The 19,169-nt window shown below is 39.9% G+C and carries 22 protein-coding genes; 19 read left to right on the plus strand and 3 right to left on the minus strand.

What is annotated here, in order from left to right; translation table 11 throughout:
* Positions 1–129: 129 nt before the first annotated feature.
* Together CDG61_RS08430 and CDG61_RS08435 are read left to right on the plus strand one after the other, a co-directional pair.
* Complete coding sequence (locus CDG61_RS08430) at positions 130–621, plus strand: hypothetical protein (protein ID WP_087550100.1); 492 nt, start codon at positions 130–132, stop codon at positions 619–621.
* A 243-nt stretch (positions 622–864) separates the two neighbouring features.
* Complete coding sequence (locus CDG61_RS08435) at positions 865–1,467, plus strand: nitroreductase family protein (RefSeq protein ID WP_087514225.1); 603 nt, start codon at positions 865–867, stop codon at positions 1,465–1,467.
* A 114-nt stretch (positions 1,468–1,581) separates the two neighbouring features.
* Here CDG61_RS08435 and CDG61_RS08440 read toward each other — a convergent pair whose 3' ends face one another.
* Positions 1,582–2,796, minus strand: coding sequence for an MFS transporter (locus CDG61_RS08440; RefSeq protein WP_087550099.1), 1,215 nt, complete (start codon positions 2,794–2,796; stop codon positions 1,582–1,584).
* Complete coding sequence (locus CDG61_RS08445) at positions 2,786–3,232, minus strand: MarR family winged helix-turn-helix transcriptional regulator (protein WP_087550098.1); 447 nt, start codon at positions 3,230–3,232, stop codon at positions 2,786–2,788. The genes CDG61_RS08440 and CDG61_RS08445 overlap by 11 nt, the downstream gene beginning before the upstream one ends.
* A gap of 260 nt (positions 3,233–3,492) precedes the next feature.
* On the opposite strand from CDG61_RS08445, the gene CDG61_RS08450 reads away from it, so the two are divergent.
* The 7 genes from CDG61_RS08450 (at position 3,493) to CDG61_RS08485 (ending at position 9,822) form a co-directional block, all read left to right on the plus strand.
* Positions 3,493–3,939: a DUF2946 domain-containing protein gene (locus CDG61_RS08450; protein WP_087550097.1), complete on the plus strand. Its 447-nt coding sequence runs from the start codon at positions 3,493–3,495 to the stop codon at positions 3,937–3,939.
* A gap of 267 nt (positions 3,940–4,206) precedes the next feature.
* Positions 4,207–5,679, plus strand: a complete 1,473-nt coding sequence (locus CDG61_RS08460; RefSeq protein WP_087550095.1) for a cytochrome ubiquinol oxidase subunit I — start codon at positions 4,207–4,209, stop codon at positions 5,677–5,679.
* Positions 5,679–6,683 carry a cytochrome d ubiquinol oxidase subunit II gene (gene cydB, locus CDG61_RS08465; RefSeq protein WP_087550094.1) on the plus strand — a complete coding sequence of 335 codons (1,005 nt, stop codon included), beginning with the start codon at positions 5,679–5,681 and terminating at the stop codon, positions 6,681–6,683. The genes CDG61_RS08460 and cydB overlap by 1 nt, the downstream gene beginning before the upstream one ends.
* A gap of 52 nt (positions 6,684–6,735) precedes the next feature.
* On the plus strand, positions 6,736–6,855 hold the full coding sequence (locus CDG61_RS08470; protein WP_087514218.1) for a DUF2474 family protein: 120 nt from the start codon (positions 6,736–6,738) through the stop codon (positions 6,853–6,855).
* A 143-nt stretch (positions 6,856–6,998) separates the two neighbouring features.
* The gene (locus CDG61_RS08475; RefSeq protein WP_087550093.1) at positions 6,999–7,805 is read left to right on the plus strand and encodes a hypothetical protein; all 807 of its coding nucleotides are present in this window, start codon (positions 6,999–7,001) and stop codon (positions 7,803–7,805) included.
* A 112-nt stretch (positions 7,806–7,917) separates the two neighbouring features.
* Positions 7,918–9,390, plus strand: coding sequence for a PLP-dependent aminotransferase family protein (locus tag CDG61_RS08480; RefSeq protein WP_228199630.1), 1,473 nt, complete (start codon positions 7,918–7,920; stop codon positions 9,388–9,390).
* 129 nt (positions 9,391–9,519) lie between these two features.
* Complete coding sequence (locus CDG61_RS08485; RefSeq protein ID WP_087550092.1) at positions 9,520–9,822, plus strand: hypothetical protein; 303 nt, start codon at positions 9,520–9,522, stop codon at positions 9,820–9,822.
* Positions 9,823–9,831: 9 nt separating this feature from the next.
* Here CDG61_RS08485 and CDG61_RS08490 read toward each other — a convergent pair whose 3' ends face one another.
* Positions 9,832–10,749: a LysR family transcriptional regulator gene (locus tag CDG61_RS08490; protein WP_087550091.1), complete on the minus strand. Its 918-nt coding sequence runs from the start codon at positions 10,747–10,749 to the stop codon at positions 9,832–9,834.
* A 128-nt stretch (positions 10,750–10,877) separates the two neighbouring features.
* Between CDG61_RS08490 and CDG61_RS08495 the strand changes: the two genes are divergently transcribed.
* From CDG61_RS08495 to CDG61_RS08540, 10 genes are all read left to right on the plus strand, one after another.
* On the plus strand, positions 10,878–12,116 hold the full coding sequence (locus tag CDG61_RS08495; RefSeq protein ID WP_087550090.1) for an acyl-CoA dehydrogenase family protein: 1,239 nt from the start codon (positions 10,878–10,880) through the stop codon (positions 12,114–12,116).
* A 109-nt stretch (positions 12,117–12,225) separates the two neighbouring features.
* Positions 12,226–13,347, plus strand: coding sequence for a phosphotransferase family protein (locus CDG61_RS08500; protein ID WP_087550089.1), 1,122 nt, complete (start codon positions 12,226–12,228; stop codon positions 13,345–13,347).
* On the plus strand, positions 13,344–14,042 hold the full coding sequence (locus tag CDG61_RS08505) for a histidine phosphatase family protein (protein WP_087550088.1): 699 nt from the start codon (positions 13,344–13,346) through the stop codon (positions 14,040–14,042). Before CDG61_RS08500 ends, CDG61_RS08505 begins: the two co-directional genes overlap by 4 nt.
* Before the next feature lie 13 nt (positions 14,043–14,055).
* Positions 14,056–14,799 carry an SDR family oxidoreductase gene (locus CDG61_RS08510; RefSeq protein ID WP_087550087.1) on the plus strand — a complete coding sequence of 248 codons (744 nt, stop codon included), beginning with the start codon at positions 14,056–14,058 and terminating at the stop codon, positions 14,797–14,799.
* Positions 14,800–15,013: 214 nt separating this feature from the next.
* Complete coding sequence (locus tag CDG61_RS08515; RefSeq protein ID WP_087550086.1) at positions 15,014–15,385, plus strand: MbcA/ParS/Xre antitoxin family protein; 372 nt, start codon at positions 15,014–15,016, stop codon at positions 15,383–15,385.
* Entirely contained in the window at positions 15,382–16,143 is a 762-nt protein-coding gene (locus tag CDG61_RS08520; protein WP_087550085.1) for an RES family NAD+ phosphorylase, read from the plus strand. The genes CDG61_RS08515 and CDG61_RS08520 overlap by 4 nt, the downstream gene beginning before the upstream one ends.
* 15 nt (positions 16,144–16,158) lie before the next feature.
* A complete protein-coding gene (locus tag CDG61_RS08525) occupies positions 16,159–16,869 on the plus strand; it encodes an SGNH/GDSL hydrolase family protein (protein ID WP_087550084.1) in 711 nt (236 codons plus the stop codon).
* Positions 16,870–17,218: 349 nt separating this feature from the next.
* Complete coding sequence (locus CDG61_RS08530; RefSeq protein ID WP_087550083.1) at positions 17,219–17,629, plus strand: hypothetical protein; 411 nt, start codon at positions 17,219–17,221, stop codon at positions 17,627–17,629.
* Between the two features lie 255 nt (positions 17,630–17,884).
* Entirely contained in the window at positions 17,885–18,412 is a 528-nt protein-coding gene (locus CDG61_RS08535; protein ID WP_087550082.1) for a hypothetical protein, read from the plus strand.
* A 102-nt stretch (positions 18,413–18,514) separates the two neighbouring features.
* Positions 18,515–19,105 (plus strand): uracil-DNA glycosylase family protein, encoded by a 591-nt coding sequence (locus CDG61_RS08540; protein WP_087550081.1) that lies wholly within the window; start codon positions 18,515–18,517, stop codon positions 19,103–19,105.
* Positions 19,106–19,169 lie beyond the last annotated feature (64 nt).

The following is a 19,169-nucleotide window of genomic DNA, read 5'->3' on the forward strand; positions in this document are numbered from 1 at the left end:
CATTGAATAAAATGTCAGAATTGTTAGAATGCCTTTCTTTTTCTGTTTTCATTTTATTGTTGATGTGACCAGTTGAACTGGTAATGCAATAAACTGAGTTATAAACAGTTTTGTATCTAGGATTTTTTAATGCTCTCTATCTATTTAACCGATGTTCGTAAAAATGTGCAATTTAGTGATTATCCTGGCGAGCATCCCGTTAAATTTATTCTGAGTTTCAAAAAAATCTTTCCGAGTGTCATGGAACTTTTGTTGCCAGTACTGCCTGAAAATGAAAACCTTGAAGAAATGACCTGGGAATCTACAGTTGCAGATTTTGAACTGTTTAAACTTTTACTCAGCGGTTGGGGCGTGGTTGAATTACGACTGAATGCTCTGGCGGCATTTCGTGATAAAAAATTTGCAGACCAGACTGTGGTAAAGATCAAACAGAAGCGTAAAGAATTTTCAGTAAAAAACAGTGCACTGACTTCAGTTGAACTGGATTATCTGTTTTTACATGAGCTGCATGCTCAGATTGATGCAGAACTGGTTGAGGTTGGTGAAAAGTTTTATTTACCCGTACTGCGTGATATCTGGAAAGGTCATGTATCAGACAAGGTGCTGAACGCGAAGTTCTGAAGATCAGATTTTTAATCCTCCATATATGGGGGATTTTTTATATGAATGCTGTGTACAAGTTGAATGCTTACTGTACAGGCAGTTCCAGGATATCAATAAATAACAGTATCAACCAATAAAAATCTATAACATATTTGCATTGTTTTGGCTTTACAAAGCAAGCTTATTCACGGTTAAGTTCAACTAAATAGTTGAAACGTCGCTTTCAAAATTTCCCGAAGATATATTCAAGGATTTCATCAAATGTCGAATAACTTTTTAGAATTAATTCAGAATCGTCGTACTATTTATGCAATTGGTAAAAATGTTAAGCATGATGCTGCATATTTAACAGACCTGATTCAGAATGCAATCAAGCAAAGTCCTTCTTCATTTAACTCTCAGTCTTCACGTGCGGTGATTCTGTTTGGTGCTCAGCACGAAAAATTCTGGAACATCGTTAAAGATAAACTGAAATCTTATGCAAAAGATGAAGAATCAGCTGCAAAAACATCAGCAAAAATGGACAGTTTTATTGCAGGTGCAGGTACGGTTCTGTTTTTTGAAGATATGAATGTGATTCAGGGTTTACAGGAAAACTTCCCATCTTATGCTGACAACTTCCCAGTATGGGCAGAACATTCAACAGCAATTGCTCAGTTTGCTGTATGGACAGCACTGCACACTGATGGGCTTGGTGCATCACTGCAGCACTACAACCCGATTGTAGATGAACAGGTTCATGCAGAATGGGATATTCCTCAGAACTGGAAACTGCGTGCTCAGCTGGTTTTCGGTTCTGTTGAAGCGCCAGCCGCAGAAAAGTCCTACATGTCTGATGCGGATCGTTTTAAAGTATTCCAATAATTCTGATGTGTGAATAAAAAGCCTCTTTGACAGAGGCTCTTTATCTGGCGAATCTTTAAAATCAGCCCCGTTGTATATTTTTAAGTTATTCAGTGCTGGCTGAAAACAGCTGAATCAGTGAGGCTGCTTCCGTATACGTATATCCGCAGCTTTTTTCCCATGAAGTACATAATAAACAACGATACAGAACAGTGTGAATATCGCGCTGTATAGATAAAGTTGCTGAAAACTGATCCAGTTTAAGGCAAGTCCGAGAAAATAAGGACCAAAACCAAGCCCTGCATCAAGGAAAATGAAAAAAGTGGATGTGGCAAAGCCCATACGTTCAAGGTTTGCACTTTTGATGGCAATGGTCTGACAGACAGACTGAATATTGCCGTAGCCAAATCCGAGAAGTGCAGCGCTGATCAGCAGTGTTGTGGCATGAGTGGCAAAGCTCAGTGTAATCAGCCCGAGTGCCATAATGATGAATGCCGGGTACATAATAATGTTCTCACCTTTACGGTCCAGCAGTGGACCTGTGAAAGGGCGGGAAATCAAAATGGCGATGGCATACATCAGGAAGAATACAGAAGCACTTTCAATCAGGTTGATTTCTTTGGCATAAAAATGAATAAAAGACAGAACACCTGAGTAACAGATGGAAGCCAGCAGCATAACCAAGGAAACGGGCAATGCATTTTTTTCAATAAATTTTGAGATAAAGCCCGTTATGTTACTGGCATCAGTATTTTCACCTTGCCGAGTTTCTTTTTTAATTTCGGGAATTTTGATGAACTGTGCTGTAATGACACAACAGCAAGCAATGAAACTGGAAATGATAAAAATCACATGATAACCGGTATGTATCATCAGCCAGATTGCCATAAATGGACCAATTGCAGTGCCGAGAGTACTGCTCATGCTGTAATAGCCAATGCCTTCACCACGCCGTGCAGGGGGAAGGATCTGAGCAATAATGGTTCCCAGTACCGTCGATGCCATGCCCATCATAAATCCGTGTGCGAATCTGACCAGTAAAAGCATGCCTACTTCAAAATGAATGAAATAGAGTCCCGAAAAAAGTAAAAATCCCGTCAGACCTGTCAGTAATGTTGCTTTCTGTCCAAATTTTTCAAGGAATCGACCTACCAGTAAGCGTCCAATCAGCGTACCCACAATAAACAGACCGGAAACCAGACCTGCCTGAGCGGGACTTGCATGCAGTTCAGCTACTGCATAACCGACGATGACAATCACAAGTAGGTAAAAGATCAGAACCAGCTGAAAGTTGATGGCACTGACCAGAATAAAATTTTTGGTCCATAAGGGGGCATTTTCAGTGTTCATGATGTACACCTGATTTTTTATGCTGCAATTGTTGGGTCAGTTGATGAATCAGCTTAATACTCAGCTGAATATCAGTGTCACAACTTTGCTCAAGCAGTTCCTGCTCAAGTTGATCTATTTTGTGCATACACTGAATAACCAGCTGTTGTCCTGAATCTGTCAGCCTGAGTATCCTGACACGTCGGTCAGTTTCTGTGTACTGTGAAACAGCCTGTAGCTTTAATAATGGCTGGATGCGTTTGGCAATGGATGGTCGTGAAATATTGAGATATTCAGCGATTTCGGTAGAGGTGCAGGGCTGATGCTGCTGAATATAGTGAAGAACCTGCCACAGAGAATAGTTCAGTTGATGTTCAAGCAACAGCGTGTTTATTTCATCATTTAACATTCTTGAAAATTTAAGAATGACGGATCTGAATTTTAATGAAGTGCTCATAAGAATAGTCAGCTACTGAATCAGTTACCCTGGGTAATGATTTAAATTTACGCTCATTTATGTGAATTTTCAAATTATCTTTCTATTAAAATAAAAAAGTGATTGGAAAAATAAATACAGTAAAAAGTGAAACGGCAGACCACTTTTAAAATATGTTTTTATAAACTATATTGAACAGAGTGGAAAGTTGATCACACCGCTTGGTTTTTAAGCAGTCGTGAACTTTTCAAATTTAACGAGCGAAGATCTGAGATTCTGTTTTGCTGAAACGCAGTGGCTTGTTGCTTGCTATAGCAACAATACTTTTACAGATAGCTGTTCACTTACAGCCTTTGCTACCGGAAAAATATCATATTGCTCCGGTATGTCTTTCTATCACTCATAATTTGATTGCTTCACCACTTCATTCTTCTGAGACTCAGATTTCAGCTCATGAGCCACACGACATTCACAGTCATTTACATTTTCTGAAAGATTATTTTGATTATCATCATGAGCATGTTCACGATGCCCATAATCATCAGTGTCAGTACTGTACGGTTTATGGTGATCTGGTCATGCCGCCCGAACTTGGGGTGCAGGAAGTCTTTGACCGTCTGAATATCCGGCTGATCACTTTTGAGAAAGCGCATAAGCACATCTACTTTGAGCTGCAAAAACTTTTTCTCATGCCTCAGGGGAGAGCCCCACCTTCTTTATCTGCATAAACCACAAATTAATGAATTTTAAGCATTAACTTTTATGTAGGTAACACACATGAATCCTGAAACAATCTGTTCTGTACAGAGGGACTTACACATCCTGAAATTTGCAGAACTGCACAAAATATCAGCAAAAAATAAGCAACAGACAGTCTTTTCAGAGAAGCGGTATGCTTTGAATGACAGACTAAATAATGATTTTAATGATGGCTTCAGCAATATCGGCTTAATGCATATTTCTGCAAGTCCTGTGCTTATCAAAAAGGTGGTGTCATGAATCTGGGACTGACTGCACTTGAGCTGGCGCGTATCCAGTTCGCTTTTACTGTTTCATTCCATATTATTTTTCCGGCGATTTCCATTGGGCTTGCCAGTTTTCTGGCGGTGCTTGAGTGGCGCTGGCTGAAAACCCAGAATCCTGTCTATCAGGATCTGTTTAAATTCTGGGTCAAAATCTTTGCCGTCGCTTTTGGTATGGGCGTTGTGTCTGGCGTAGTCATGAGCTATCAGTTTGGGACCAACTGGAGTGAATTTTCACGGATAGCAGGCTCTGTAACCGGACCTTTACTGACGTATGAAGTCCTGAGTGCTTTCTTCCTGGAAGCAGGCTTTCTGGGCATCATGTTGTTTGGCTGGGGGCGCGTTGGACCAAGGGCACATTTCTTTGCCACTGTTATGGTTGCGGTCGGAACCTGTATTTCCATGTTCTGGATTCTGTCCTCAAACAGCTGGATGCAGACACCGCAGGGTTTTGCTATAGAAAATGGCATTATTGTTCCGACAGACTGGTTTGCCATTGTTTTTAACCCATCATTTCCATACCGACTGGCTCATATGGCAGCGGCGGCATTTCTTGTGTCTGCTTTACTGGTTGCATCGACAGCAGCGTGGCATTTGCTGAAAGGTCGCCGTGACGATCTTGTTAAAAAATCTTTTTCCATGGCAATGTGGATGATTCTGATTCTGGCTCCTTTACAGGTCATTATTGGAGATAACCACGGTCTCAACACATTGAAGCATCAGCCTGCAAAACTTGCTGCCATTGAGGGACACTGGGAAACCAATACAGATGAAGGTATGCCGTTATATCTCTTTGGTATACCAGATATGGAAGCTGAAGAAACAAAATATGCCGTTGGTATTCCCAACCTGGGCAGCCTGATCATGACTCACAGCATGGATGGTGAGGTGAAAGGTCTGAAAGAATTTGCACCTGAGGACCGTCCAAATTCGACTGTTGTATTCTGGAGTTTCAGGATTATGGTCGGTCTGGGCATGTTAATGATTCTGCTGGCTTTCTTTGCACTTTTACTCAGAAAAGGTGGAAAACTTTACGAAAATAAATGGTTGCACCGTTTTGCATTTGTGATGGGGCCATCCGGTTTTATTGCGCTGCTGGCGGGCTGGTTTACGACCGAAGTGGGTCGTCAGCCCTGGGTGGTATATGGTGTTCTTCGTACCAAAGATGCACTGTCGCCAGTTTCTGCTGAACAGGTGGGATTAACACTGATTATTTTTGTTGTGGTCTACTGTGTCGTGTTTGGTATAGGCATCTATTACATGCTGAAGCTGATGCATAAAGGACCACAGTTCATTCATGCGACTCCTCAGGGACAGGTTCACAGTGAAGAAGCCGTGATCCTTGCATCTAAACGTCCGTTGACCAGTGTGGAGGACAGTGTTGACTCAGAGCCGTCATCTACATCTGAAAAACCTGAAAATGATCATCAACAGGAGCAGAAATAATGATTGATTTATCTTTAATCTGGATTGTTATTATTGCCATTGGTGTTTTTATTTATGTCGTGCTCGATGGCTTTGATCTGGGTATCGGTATTCTGTTTCCCTTTATTCAGGGGCAACAGGAGCGTGATGTGATGATGAATACGGTTGCACCTGTCTGGGACGGTAATGAAACCTGGATGGTACTCGGCGGCGCAGCTCTGTATGCTGCATTTCCGCTGGTATATGCAACGGTGTTGTCCGCACTGTATCTGCCGATTATTTTAATGGTGGTTGCATTGATATTCCGTGGCGTGGCTTTTGAATTTCGTTTTAAAGCCAACAGAACGAAACATCTGTGGGACAAAGCCTTTATTGGTGGTTCAATACTGGCGGGTTTTTTCCAGGGAATGATTCTTGGGGCATATATTCAGGGCATAAAAGTAAGCAATAACATGTATGCAGGTGGTGGACTGGACTGGCTGACTCCATTTTCAGTATTTACCGGCATTGGTGTGGTTGTGCTTTATGCAGCACTGGGTTGTGGCTGGTTAATCTTTAAAACTGAACTGGATCTGCAGAATAAAATGTACAGCCTGATGCCAAAACTGATTATTGCATTATTTGTTATTTTTGGCGCCGTGAGTATTTATACACCAATGGCTCATCCTGAAATAGCAGCCCGCTGGTTCAGTCAGCCTCAACTGATGTATTTCAGTCCTGTACCTGTACTGGTGGTTGTATTTACATTGCTGATTTTACGTGCCTGCAAGCAACGTAAAGAACTGAGCCCGTTCATTTATACACTTGCTTTGGTGTTCCTGGCATATACAGGCTTTATGATCAGTTTATGGCCTTATGTTATCCCGCCATCCATTACCATCTGGGATGCAGCAGCTCCAGAAAGCAGTCAGTTATTTGCTTTGATCGGTGCTTTGATCCTGATTCCGATTATTCTGATCTATACAGGACTTTCCTACTGGGTATTCCGTGACAAAGTCCGTGTAGGCGATGAGGGCTACCATTGAGATATGGCTGTAATTAGCATTGTGTCGTTACGAGATTGAGAGGAGTAGGCAAATGAAACTTTCACAAAAACTGTCTGAGACTCAGTGGTTCATAGTGTTATGGCTGGGCGGATTTCTGGCGCTTGCAGTGATTGCAGGTTTGTTCAGAATGCTGATTCAGCTGGCATATTAGTTTTCTGATATTCTCAGCCTGATTTGAGTTACTGAAAAAGTGGTCTGATGAATCAGACCACTTTTTTTATATCCAGCAGACCATTAACATGGATAACCTCGTTATAGTGGCTGTTAGAAAAGTATCGGTATTGCGGGTAAGGCATGAAGTTGGAAAGCATCAGTTCTGTATTCAGTTTATTGCAGGAATCATTGGATGTGACAGAGCCAGAGGCACTGAAAGCACTCAATCTGCTGGGTTTTGAAAATGAACAACAATATCAGGAGCAGCTGGCGCAGAATCATACGAAACGTAGAGAGCAGACTGAAAAGCATATTTATGTGATTCAGAATACAGGTGCTCAAAATAGCCTAAGCTTTTTATTCACTCCTTTCATTTACTCCGTTTTAAATCTTAAAACAGTCTATATCACCTCAAGAATGCCATTGACCGAACAGGTTTTTGCACACTATTTTCGACTGGAAGCACTGGAACTTCAGCACAGCTTATCACTGTCTGAAATGAATATCAGTCTGGAGCTGGTTGAGGAAAATCAGTTTCAGTTCTATGCATTTCTAAAAGCATTACTTGATCCATATTGTCATCATATTGACTGGATCACTGCATTGGCAGGTCAGGAAGAACTGACACAGCAGCTGAAACAGTTGAATATCAGACTGAATACGATCGTTGTAGGGGAACAGAAATGTGGTATCGAGTCTGATCAGATTGATTTTGCAAAACTGTTATGGAAAAGAAAAAATACCGAAACAGCCAGTATCTGTGAATATATCTGCAAGGACAACGCTCCACTGGTCAGTCAGCACCTGAACATCAGTCTCAAAGATGCTGAAAGACTGGTGGATGACCTGATGTACAGTGAACATTTATTTGAAAAATTTTCAGTCTTTGGTGAGTTTACAGAAACTGTTTTTAAACAGCACAATTCAACGCAGCGGCTAAATGCCTGATCCAGCGTTTGCATTTAAAATGGAATCAGTTTCTTTAGGGTTCTGAAGCTGTCGCAACTGAAAGCTGAATGTAGATGAACTGATCGCGTGGATTTTTACTGATAGCAGGCTAATGATGAATCAAAAAGAGTTTATGGAGCTATTAAGGCATAATCTTGAAAAAAATAACGATGCCCGGCTAAAAGTAAAATTTTATCAGTCCCTTAAATCACTGGTTTTGAGTATTCAGAATACAGAGGATTTTAAATGTCCATCCTCCCGATTTCTTTCTGAAAGTTTTGGGGTCTCCAGAGATACTGTTGAGAAAGTTTATACACAACTTGAAGATGAAGGCATTTTATACCGCATCAAAGGCAAAGGTAGCTTTGTTTATGCAAAATCGGGGCAGCACAGGCAGTCTGCACAAAATATGCAATACGATCTGGCACCCGAAAGCCAGCAGCTGGAAGATCTGTTCTTTGATCAGAATCTGAATTTCTTTGCCGATGGTATCCCTGAAATTCGGAATTTCCCGTTTAAAAAGTGGTATGAAACTGAAAAACAGGTGCTATACAGTGTCGGTCTCAGTATTTATATGAAAGACAACAGTGCCGGAAATGAGCTGTTACGCGAACAGATTGCCCAGCTGGTTAACTTACACCGCCACACCCAGGTCAGTCCAGAACAGGTGCTGATTGTGAACAGTACGCAACAGGCAATGTATTTATGTGGCAGGGTGCTTTTACCCGAAAACAGCCAGGTAATACTCGAACATCCGTATTATTCAAATGCCTATCATCTGTTTAAACATATGCATATGAGTCTGAAATGTATAGGACTGGATGCTGAAGGTCTGAAAATTCAGGATGCAGAAAAACTCGAAAATATCAGGGCAGTTTATGTGACGCCTTCCTGTCAGTATCCATCTGGGATTCAGATGAGTGAACAGCGCAAAAGACAGATTATAGAATTCGCTGAAAAGAAAAATGCATACATCATTGAAGATGATTACGATGCATTTATGCTGAAAAAAGAAAAAAATAAAGCTGTTTTTGCTTCTGATCATTATCAGCGTACAGTTTATATTGGTTCTTTCAGTAAATATCTATTACCTGGATTACGCCTGTCTTACCTGATTTTACCTGAAAGACTGGTTGAACCGTTCAAGCGTTACCGTAACTATATTGATGGCAGTGCGCCATCTCAGCATATACAGGTACAGCTGGCTCATTTCATGAAAAATGGTGAATATGCAATATATCTGCATAAAATGCAGCAGATATATCTGAAACGTTATCAGGCATTTATTCATTATTTTAATCAGTATCTTGCATTTTATTGTGAGCTGAAAGAGCATCATCCTTCCATGCAGATCGCCTGTTATTTCAAAAACCTGAAACTGGCAGAAAAGCTGGAAGACGCACTGGTCAAAGGGGCAGAGCTGAAAGGAATTGCCATAACACATTTGAGTCAGTTTTATGAAAATGATCCTGAATATGGTTTTGTTCTTGGATTCAGTGCGTTGAATGATACAGAGATCAAGGCCTGTATGCTTGAATTGACCCAGATGATTTCTGCTGAAATCAAACGCGTAAATACAAAGTAGGGGATTAACCTGGATTGAGATTTTCATCAATTTAATATTTAATTTGTGTGACACAATTCAAACAAACCTGATTTATATTTTTAATTAAAATGATTAAATATTCACCAGAATAAAAATCAGGTACGTGAAATGAACAGTCATAATTCAATTTTTATTTTTAAAGCAGAAAATGCTGCGCTGACTTCCGCTGTTTTTTCCAGTTTTGAATCCATGTGTGACTGGATTCAGAAATATTATCTCAGTGGTATGGTAATTGAGTATCCACTGGATGTCTCAAGCTATGACTGGGCGGTGGAAAATGGCTATTTTGCAAGAAAAAGCCCGATTGATTCCGCACCGATTTTCATTGCAAGTTTTGTATCTGCATATCAAAAGCAATGGCATTTCAAACATGGTGAAATTCTTGAAGAAATTACTGAAGAAAATCAGTAGTAAAATAGCCTAAGCAAAAATTTTAATAATTTCTTCTCTTAAAAACTGATGTCTGGAATTCTCCTGAATATCCTTATGCCAGTAAATTCCCATATTTAAAACAGGGATATTCACAGGATGTTCAAAAACCTGAATCCGACTGGACATCTGCAAATTATCCAGGATGCCCTGAGGGATTGTCAGCATGGCTGAAGGGTACTGTTCCAGTACCTGTAGTGCGGTGGAGTAATGCTGACAGCGTAAAAATATCTGACGTGTCAGCTTATTTTTCTGAAGATACATATCTTCCAGCAGGGTACCTGTACGTCTGGAAGAAACGCCAATGTGTGGTGCGCTCAGATATGAAGCTGTATCAATGGAACCATGATGTGTACAGATCACAAAATGGTCCTGAACCAGATTGTGATACTGAACTTTTTCACCATAGCTTTGCTCAAGATCAATAATAAAATCAATCTGTTGTGATGCTAAATCTGCAACCGCATTTTTACGGTCAACTTTGGAACTCAGAAACTGAATATCAGGATTGATTGCCTGAAAGTGCTGAATAATTTTAGGGAAAATAATCGGTTCAATTTCATCATGAACTGCAATTTTCAGGGTTTTAATCACCAGAGGATCAAACTGCTGTTTCTGCCTTGAAATATTCTGTATGGCGTAGAGTGCGTTTTTGACCGGCAGATAAATCTGTTCTGCAAACGGTGTGGGAAGCATTCGGGTACCTGCTCTGACAAATAAGTCATCCTGTAAATGTATACGCAGACGCTGTAGAGCATGGCTTGCAGCAGACTGAGTGATATACAGCATATGTGCAGCCTGAGAAATACTTTTCTGTTCATAAACAGCAATAAAAAGTGGGTATAAATTAATATCAATATGGTGGAAAACTGACATATCTATACGAGTTTTATTATGAATATCATTCATAGTGATTAATAAAATTAAATCATTTTATTCATAATAGTTTTATGGGTACTGTGTTGTAAAGCCTCCATAAATAATTACTTTCGAGTGGCTCCCGGATTTTGTGAAATATCCATCCAAAGGATCTGAATATGTTTGAATTATCAGCACGTGCGCAGGATTTTGTAGAACGCACCAAAGCTTTTATTAAAAATGAAATTGAACCTGTAGAAACGGAGTTCTGGAATGAAGTCCATCATCTGAATCAGGGTGGGGACTGGACAAAATGGCAGTGGCCAGCTCAGCTTGAAGTCCTGAAGAAAAAAGCAAAAGATGCGGGTCTGTGGAATATGTTTTTACCTGATGCCGAACTCGGTCAGGGCTTATCTGTTCAGGAATATGCACATATTGCAGAACTTTCCGGTCGCAGTCTGATTGCACCGACTGTATTTAACTGTAATGCACCTGACAGTGGAAATATGGAAGTCCTGTGGCGTTATGGCTCTGAAGCACAAAAAGAACAATGGCTGAAACCTTTACTTGAAGGAAAAATCCGTTCTGTATTCTGTATGACTGAACCTGCTGTTGCATCAAGTGATGCGACCAATATGCAGGCTACAGCAGTTGTGGATGGCGATGAAATTGTGCTGAATGGTCGTAAATGGTGGTCTTCAGGTCTGGGAGACCCAAATGCAAAAATCATCATTTTCATGGCACACACGCCTGATGAAAGCAAAGATCGTCATCATCAGCATTCGATGGTACTGGTTCCTGTTGATACACAGGGTGTAACGATTGAACGTATGTTGCCGGTTTTTGGTGATTATGATGCACCACATGGACACGGCGAAATCAGCTTTGATAATGTCCGCGTTCCTGTAACCAGTTTTATCGGTGGTGCAGGACAGGGCTTTGAAATTGCACAGGGTCGCCTTGGGCCTGGTCGTATTCACCACTGTATGCGCTGTATCGGTGCTGCTGAAAAATCTTTAGAGCTGATGATTGGTCGTGGTATGAGCCGTACAGCTTTTGGTAAGGAAATTCTTAAACTGGGTGGTAATCTTGAACGTGTAGCAGAAGCCCGCGTTGCCATTGATCAGGCACGCTTACTGACTTTATATGCTGCTTATAAGATGGACACACAGGGGAATATGGCTGCTTTGACTGAAATTTCAGCGATTAAAGTGGTTGCACCATCAGTGCTCGAAAAAGTGGTGGATATGGCGATTCAGATTCATGGCGGTATGGGCGTTTCAAGAGATACGCCCCTGACAGGATTTTTTGCTCAGGCACGCAGTTTAAGACTGGCTGATGGTCCTGATGAAGTGCATAAAGGCATGATCGCAAAACTTGAACTGAAAAAACATGGATATGGTTCACGTAAAAAATAAATCAGTGACTGATCAATAAAATTTACCCTGCATCACTGGATAATATTCAGGATGCAGGATAATCTTTTTATAGACGTTATATAAGAAACAGAAAATTCAGGGAAAAAATATGTCAGTTATAGATGTTGGTGGAAAAGTTCGTGAAGGTGAAGAACTGGATATACGTGCTGTCAGTAACTGGTTAATTGAAAATGGTTCAGAAATTTCAGGACCTGCCGAAGTGACACAGTATTCAGGCGGGGCTTCCAACTGGACTTATCGCTTGAAGTATGAAAATGCCGATCTGATTTTACGTCGTCCACCAAAAGGTACGAAAGCAAAATCTGCACATGATATGGCACGTGAATACAATGTTCAGCGACTGCTTGCACCGTTCTATCCGGTTTTACCTGAAATGATTGGACTGTGCCAGGACGAATCCGTCATTGGTTGCGATTTCTATGTCATGAAGCGCATTGAAGGGATTATTCCACGTGCCAAATTACCACCTGAGCTGCAGTTTGGCGAAGCTGAGGTCCGTAAACTCTGTATCAATGTCATTGATAAACTGATTGAGCTGCATCAGGTTCCATATCAGGGAACTGAACTTGAGAAAATTGGTAAAGGTGATGGTTATTGCCGTCGTCAGGTTGAAGGTTGGGATGCCCGTTATGAAAAAGCACATACCCTCAATGTTCCTTCATTTAAATATGTCCGAAAATGGCTGAATGACAATATTCCTGAAGATTCGACCAGCTGCATTATTCATAATGACTGGCGTTTTGATAATGTCATTCTTGACCCGAAAAATCCGACAGAAGTGATTGGCGTACTGGACTGGGAAATGGCAACCATTGGTGATCCATTGATGGATCTGGGTTCTGCACTGGCTTATTGGGTGGAAGATGCGGACAATCAGATTTTCAAATCGACCCGTCGTCAGCCAACCAACTTAAAAGGTATGTTTAGCCGTAAAGAAGTGGTTGATTATTATCTTGAAAAAACGGGGTTACAGACTGAAAACTGGAGCTTTTATGAAGTATTCGGAATTTTCCGTCTTGCTGTAATCGCACAGCAGATTTATTACCGTTATTATCATAAACAGACCGACAATCCGGCATTCAAAGATTTCTGGATTGTCATTCATGCTTTACATATCCGTGCACTGAAACTGATTGGTATGCAGAAACTGGAAGCCAATGACATTGCTCAGAAATATATAGAAAAATTTAAGGAAATTTTAGGAAAATGACCACCATATATCTTGTTCGGCATGGTCAGGCATCATTTGGTGCTGAGAGTTATGACAAACTTTCTGCCAATGGTGAGTTACAGGCAAAAGTGCTTGGGCAGTATTTTAAAAGTATTTTAAAGGAAATGCCTTATGTCGTTGCAGGTTCCATGCAACGACACCAGCAGACTGCCAATATAGCTTTGGCTGAGTGCTTTCCCGATGCAGCTGTAGTGACTGACAGTGAATGGAATGAGTTTAACCATCAACAGGTTTTTTCCCTGTATGAGCCGAAATTCAATGAACCTCACTTACTGAAACAGGAAGTTGCAAAGGAAGCAAATCCAAGAGCATATCTTGCGAAGATTTTTGAGTCTGCAATTGGACGCTGGACTGGTGGTGAATATCATCATGAATATGATGAAGCATGGCCATCATTTAAAGGGCGTGTGGAAAATGCCCTGGAACAGCTCTGTCTTGAACTGGCTGAAAAAAAACCACGTTATGCTGTTGTATTTACATCAGGTGGCGTGATTTCTGTAGCAGCAGGTCAGATTCTGGGGCTAAGTCCTGAAAAAACTTTTGCACTGAACTGGGCAATTGCCAATACAAGTCTGACCACATTGCGTCTGGTTGGCACTGAACCACAGTTACTCAGTCTCAATGAGCATCATTTTATAAAAGCAGAAAATCCTCAACTACTGACATGGATATAACAGGGAACTGATCATGGCTAAAACAATTCTGATAACAGGAGCAAGTTCAGGTATCGGTGCCGGTATGGCACGTGAATTTGCTCAGAAAGGCTACAACCTTGCTGTCTGCGCACGTCGTCTTGAGCGTCTGGAAATATTGAAACAGGAACTTGAGTCAAAATATGGAGTGAAAGTCAGCTGTAAAGTTCTGGATGTCACCAATTATGATCAGGTCTTTCAGGTGTTCCGTGAGTTCAGACAGGAGTTTGGCACGATTGACCGTGTTATTGTCAATGCAGGTGTAGGTGACGGTCGTCGTATTGGAAATGGTAAGTTTGAAATCAACAGAGCAACTGTAGAAACAAACTTTATCTCAGCTTTGGCTCAGTCTGAAGCAGCGGTCGAAATTTTCCGTGAACAGAAGTTTGGTCATCTGGTTATGATTTCGTCCATGAGTGCAATTCGGGGGATGCCTAAACATCTGACAGCTTATGGCGCAAGTAAAGCTGCGGTAGCTCATCTGGCAGAAGGTATCCGTGCTGAACTGATTGATACTGACATTAAAGTATCCACGATTTTCCCTGGTTATATTCGTACTGAAATTAACGAAGGTGCTAAAAAACTGCCTTTTGAAGTGGATGAAAAAACAGGATCACATCTACTCGCAAAAGCAATTGAAAAAGAACCGGTGAAAGCTTACGTCCCACAGTGGCCGTGGTTGCCACTTGGTCTGGCAATGAAAGTCTTACCTCTGAAAATTGTCAATAAACTGGGATAATATCGGTCTGCAGTTCAGGTAAATATCCGTATAGAAATAACAAAAGGCTCTTAAAGAGTCTTTTGTTATTTATGGAAACTGGATTGCATTCTTCAGGCTTAAATCCTGAAAATTTATTCTCTGTGCCTACAGATTGAATACACTTGACTTGTTGTGAAAAAATAACATTTACTATATATTATGTGAAAATACATCATAAAAAAGGTTTTTGGTTATGAGTGCATTACTGAAACAACCTATAGAAAAAAATGTCGTTCTGGCAAAAGCTGTACTGAATGCAGCAGAACAGCTGGAACTGAAACAGACACAGCTGGCTGCCATTTTAGGTGTCCATCGTACTGCCATCAGTCGTTTAAAAAGCAATCCTGAGCTTGATCCATCATCCAAGCAGGGTGAACTGGCACTGTTGCTGATTCGTATTTACCGTGCGCTTTATGCTCTGGCGGGTGGAGATCTGGATTGGATGCGTCATTTTATCAATACACCGAACCTGGTCACAGGTGGTGTACCTGTACAGCAGATTGAAAGCATCACAGGTCTGGTCAGCGTGGTCAATTTCCTTGATGCGCTGCGGGGTAAAGTATGACTGCTGTACTTGATCTATGGCAGGAATGTCATGGACAGCAACAGATCAAGCCTATAGCAGGTACGCTGTACAGACTTGTAGAAAGTCAGGAACAGATCGCAACCCGACAGCTTGTCGACACACTGGAAGAACAGGCTTTACTGGAGGACTTACTCGAATCAGTGAAGCCACCCTATCCAGCAGATATGGAAAAACTTCATTACCTGCTGAAATCACCATTCAGATACCCACCTTTAAAATGGGGTTCACGCTATGGAAGGACTTTTGAGCCGAGTATTTTTTATGGTGGATGCAGCGTAGCAGTTACTTTGGCAGAATCTGCATACTATCGTTTTGTATTCCTGAAATCCATGCAGGGCACATCTGTAAAAAGTATGATACGCTCAGAACATACTTTATTTTCAGTGGGTTATAAGTGTAAAAAAGGTCTTCGTTTACAGGATGTACCTTTTAACAGACATCTGGAACTGTTGGCTCACCCTAAAAATTATGCTTATTCTCAGGCTTTAGGTACATCCATGCGTGAAGCGGGTATTGAAGCGTTTGAGTATCCATCTGCACGGGATGAAAATCATGCAACCTGTGTTGGATTGTTCAGTGCTCAATATTTTACAGGAAACAGCCCTAAGACCAGAGAACAGTGGTTCTGTGATGTTTCTGCAAATGATGTCGTATTTAAAGCGGTAGAAAGTGCAACCATCGTCCGTTTTGAACTGTCTCAGTTTTTGCAGCACGGACAGTTTCCTTTACCTGCCTGAAAGTGTCTTCTGAATATGCTATTAAAACTATATACACTGGCGTTATTACCTTCCCTGATTGTGCAGGGTTATACCGTAAAGAAAAATACGCCACGGTTACCCGAACCTGAAGGGATACGCAAAGGTCAGACTGCAACAGGTAAAAAGTCGCTGTCAGTCTTGATTGTAGGCGACTCAGCCGCAGCAGGTGTCGGTGTTCAGACACAGGAAAATGCTTTACTTGGCAGCATTCTTACACAACTGCAGAATGATTATACCGTTCAGTACCAGCTGGAGGCACGTACAGGAGATACCACGGCTCAGGTTTTGCAGAGGGTCAGACAGCTCGACAGTTTTCATACTGATGTAGTCATCAGTTCTGTAGGCGTAAACGATGTGACAAAGCTGACTTCACCAAAGAAATGGATACAGCAGCAGAAAGAATTTTATGCGGAAATTGAGGCTAAATTTACACCTGATCAGGTATTGATCACAGGTGTTCCTCCTATGAATCTGTTTCCTGCATTACCCAACCCTTTGGCTTGGCTGTTCGGACAGTATTCAGCTCAGATGAATATGCAATTGAAAAACCTTGTGGAAACGAAAAAAAATTATGCTTTGATCCAGTTTAATCTTAAAGAGTTTAAAGCCCAACAACTGGAAATGGCTGAAGATGGATTTCATCCTGGTAAGGATATTTACTGGGTCTGGGCTGAGGAGCTTGTTAAAAAGATTAAGAGTATGTAGACCCATCTGATTTATAAAAATGTAGCGAAAAGTAATAATTTTAAAATACTCAATTTTTTAGTTATATAGTTTTACAGTAATAGGAATATAAAATTATAAAATATTGTAATTAATTAATAAAATCAATAGGTAGTGCGAATAAATCATTAAGAATTAATTCAATCATCATTTACTTTACCACTGCGCGAAATGAGTAAAAGATTTAAAATTATATTTTAAATGGTATACAGGGAGATAGTAAGTATTTAAAAAGGTATAATTTACAATTTAATAAAGCTGAGTAATTTCTAAATACTATGCTTATGATTGCACTAGATAAATTGTTGTTTTTATTAATAAGGTTATCAAAATGAATAAAATTTCTGTTTATCTCGCTGGAAAAAGGTTGGTAATCTTTATTGCATGGTGCCTTGTGGTGTTTCCGTATTTCTTTATATCAATTTCATCTGATATTATTTTTGCACCACTTATTCTTTTATTGTTAGTGATTTACCTGCAAAGACCAAAGAAAAACATAATAATAGTTTCATTTTTATACGGATTTTTTATATTTTTCCCAATATATATTGTATTTTTAAGATGGGTTTTTGTTTATTTTGATGGAAGTGAGACTTTTATAGGCTGCATGAACCAAATTTACAATTTAATGGTAATATTTTTAACTAATGAAACAAGTTTTAATAGATTAATTATAGCTCTATTGGTCATGCCATCTATTTATTTTATTAATTTAGGTAATCGATTAAAGCAAAAAGGATAATTAAATAAAATACGTTTATTAGATTTTTTTGCATTCGATAAAGCTTTAGATGAAACTGTTATATCATTGCCTGGAGAAGATGCATATGATGAATAAAAGGTTTCAGTTTATATAATGAAAAATTAAATTTTTTTCTGGTTATTCATAGTTGAAAAAATATAACACAATGATTTTATATACTTTTGTAGTAGTGTTGTGCATGGTGATCTAGTATTTAATTATGCAATAATATGAGGGTATTAAATTCTCGTGTCAATGAAAATCAAAATATTAGTGTTAAGTATTCTGTTCTTAAGTGTACTCAGCGCATGTCAGAGTGAATATGCACCAGTTGGGAAACACTCAGAAACAGCGACTTTTACTGAACAGATTTCTAAAATGGAAGATGCTGGTGAACTTCCTGAACTTGAAAGGACTGATACTATTGCTGGAATTGATACTGATGAAAATGGTATCCGGGATGATATAGATGCATATATACAAAAGAATTTTAAAAATATTGATCAACAGAATGCTGTAAAGCAGTTCGCAAAAAGTATGCAGCAGTTTATTTTGATTGATCCGGGTAACAGACAGGCAGCTAAAGAGGCTTCGATTAAAAACTCTATGGCAATCAGTTGTATTTATCTAAGGTTTTCAGCGGACACAGCTTATAAAACGGTCAATGAAATTGATGCAATAACAACAAATACAAAAAAACGTTTGCTGGCTTCAAATGCCGTTGATAAAGCACTGGATGGAACAGTGATTTCAGAGCAGAACGGAGAAGTATGCGATGAATAAGGATGTTTAGGCATCTAAGGGTTTGGTTTTACACTTTCTTTTATGGTTCAATGAATAATGTTAAGATTTAAACTATAAATATCAAATTTTATAATGCATTAAATGACTGATCTGGAAATAGAAACCCATCCACTTAAACCCTTTTTACCACAAAATGCCAGATTACTGATGCTGGGCAGTTTTCCGCCACCTGAAACACGCTGGAAAATGGATTTTTACTATCCAAATTATCAGAACGACATGTGGCGGATCTTTGGACTGATTTTTTTTCAGAATAAAGATTATTTTCTGGATATACCGAATAAAAATTTTAAAGAACAAGTGATTAAAGATTTTCTGAATGAAAAAGGAATTGCCATATTTGATACGGCTTATCAGGTTGTCCGTTTACAGGGTAACGCATCAGATAAGTTTTTACAGATTGTTACGCCTACAGACATGAAGCAGTTACTGAGTGCAATTCCACAATGTCAGAGTGTTATGACAACAGGAGATAAAGCAACAGACACCCTGATGTTATCCATGTCTGAGGGAACACAGAAACCTGTGATTGGTCAGGCTGTAGAGACACATTTTGCAGGTCGGGAGCTGACACTCTACAGAATGCCATCTTCCTCAAGAGCCTATCCTTTAGCGCTTGAAAAGAAAGCAGAAGCTTACTTGAACTTATTTAAAGAAATAGACTTACTTTAATAAATTATTGGTTAAACAGGATTCGCTTACCTGGGGTATCATGTAGAAGTATTCAATCCATTTG

The organism is Acinetobacter sp. WCHAc010052, assembly GCF_002165295.2.
In the GTDB taxonomy this organism is placed as follows: domain Bacteria; phylum Pseudomonadota; class Gammaproteobacteria; order Pseudomonadales; family Moraxellaceae; genus Acinetobacter; species Acinetobacter chinensis.

What these genes read in the sequence shown, in the direction of transcription:
- CDG61_RS08430 (WP_087550100.1), top strand. Translation starts at nt 130, where the DNA reads ATGCTCTCTATCTATTTAACCGATGTTCGTAAAAATGTGCAATTTAGT.
- CDG61_RS08435 (WP_087514225.1), top strand. Translation starts at nt 865, where the DNA reads ATGTCGAATAACTTTTTAGAATTAATTCAGAATCGTCGTACTATTTAT.
- CDG61_RS08440 (WP_087550099.1), bottom strand. Translation starts at nt 2,796, where the DNA reads ATGAACACTGAAAATGCCCCCTTATGGACCAAAAATTTTATTCTGGTC.
- CDG61_RS08445 (WP_087550098.1), bottom strand. Translation starts at nt 3,232, where the DNA reads ATGAGCACTTCATTAAAATTCAGATCCGTCATTCTTAAATTTTCAAGA.
- CDG61_RS08460 (WP_087550095.1), top strand. Translation starts at nt 4,207, where the DNA reads ATGAATCTGGGACTGACTGCACTTGAGCTGGCGCGTATCCAGTTCGCT.
- cydB (WP_087550094.1), top strand. Translation starts at nt 5,679, where the DNA reads ATGATTGATTTATCTTTAATCTGGATTGTTATTATTGCCATTGGTGTT.
- CDG61_RS08470 (WP_087514218.1), top strand. Translation starts at nt 6,736, where the DNA reads ATGAAACTTTCACAAAAACTGTCTGAGACTCAGTGGTTCATAGTGTTA.
- CDG61_RS08475 (WP_087550093.1), top strand. Translation starts at nt 6,999, where the DNA reads ATGAAGTTGGAAAGCATCAGTTCTGTATTCAGTTTATTGCAGGAATCA.
- CDG61_RS08480 (WP_228199630.1), top strand. Translation starts at nt 7,918, where the DNA reads ATGATGAATCAAAAAGAGTTTATGGAGCTATTAAGGCATAATCTTGAA.
- CDG61_RS08485 (WP_087550092.1), top strand. Translation starts at nt 9,520, where the DNA reads ATGAACAGTCATAATTCAATTTTTATTTTTAAAGCAGAAAATGCTGCG.
- CDG61_RS08490 (WP_087550091.1), bottom strand. Translation starts at nt 10,749, where the DNA reads ATGAATGATATTCATAATAAAACTCGTATAGATATGTCAGTTTTCCAC.
- CDG61_RS08495 (WP_087550090.1), top strand. Translation starts at nt 10,878, where the DNA reads ATGTTTGAATTATCAGCACGTGCGCAGGATTTTGTAGAACGCACCAAA.
- CDG61_RS08500 (WP_087550089.1), top strand. Translation starts at nt 12,226, where the DNA reads ATGTCAGTTATAGATGTTGGTGGAAAAGTTCGTGAAGGTGAAGAACTG.
- CDG61_RS08505 (WP_087550088.1), top strand. Translation starts at nt 13,344, where the DNA reads ATGACCACCATATATCTTGTTCGGCATGGTCAGGCATCATTTGGTGCT.
- CDG61_RS08510 (WP_087550087.1), top strand. Translation starts at nt 14,056, where the DNA reads ATGGCTAAAACAATTCTGATAACAGGAGCAAGTTCAGGTATCGGTGCC.
- CDG61_RS08515 (WP_087550086.1), top strand. Translation starts at nt 15,014, where the DNA reads ATGAGTGCATTACTGAAACAACCTATAGAAAAAAATGTCGTTCTGGCA.
- CDG61_RS08520 (WP_087550085.1), top strand. Translation starts at nt 15,382, where the DNA reads ATGACTGCTGTACTTGATCTATGGCAGGAATGTCATGGACAGCAACAG.
- CDG61_RS08525 (WP_087550084.1), top strand. Translation starts at nt 16,159, where the DNA reads ATGCTATTAAAACTATATACACTGGCGTTATTACCTTCCCTGATTGTG.
- CDG61_RS08530 (WP_087550083.1), top strand. Translation starts at nt 17,219, where the DNA reads ATGAATAAAATTTCTGTTTATCTCGCTGGAAAAAGGTTGGTAATCTTT.
- CDG61_RS08535 (WP_087550082.1), top strand. Translation starts at nt 17,885, where the DNA reads ATGAAAATCAAAATATTAGTGTTAAGTATTCTGTTCTTAAGTGTACTC.
- CDG61_RS08540 (WP_087550081.1), top strand. Translation starts at nt 18,515, where the DNA reads ATGACTGATCTGGAAATAGAAACCCATCCACTTAAACCCTTTTTACCA.